The following is a 462-nucleotide window of genomic DNA, read 5'->3' on the forward strand; positions in this document are numbered from 1 at the left end:
CGCTCTGGCAGGAGTACGTCGCCTACCGCAAGAGGCGGCTGAAGGAGATTCGGGACGGTGACGCCGTCAAGGGCCCCCTGAAGTGGGAGGGCTACGGGGGGATGCGCGCCTACTATGCTCGGGGCATGGCTTTCGAGCGGACCATGATCGCCATCCTGGAGGCGGACGCTGCGTTGCCCCGCGCACAGCGGCGGTGGCTCGGCGACTTCGAGCAGCCGCGCATCGAGACGCACGTGGGCGTGTCGAAGGTGGACTTCCGGTACGCCGACGTCCTCGTCATCGAGGAGCGCCCGCCACCGGGCCAACCACCTCGGGTGGAGACGTTCAGCTTCAAGAGTCGAAACCTCAAGCCTTTCGAGGCCGAGGACCTACGCGTGCAGTTGAATACGGATGCGAGCAATGCGATGAAATACTACGGTGGAACGTTGAAGATTGTTCGGGACGGACTGCGACAGCAGGCGA

At 64.3% G+C, this 462-nt stretch carries 1 pseudogene; it reads left to right on the top strand.

The annotated features are described in order from the left end of the window. Positions 1–462 (top strand): annotated as a pseudogene (locus ACLEQD_RS45110) (hypothetical protein); the annotation flags it as partial.

The organism is Corallococcus sp. 4LFB (assembly GCF_046520365.1).
Classification (GTDB): domain Bacteria; phylum Myxococcota; class Myxococcia; order Myxococcales; family Myxococcaceae; genus Corallococcus; species Corallococcus caeni.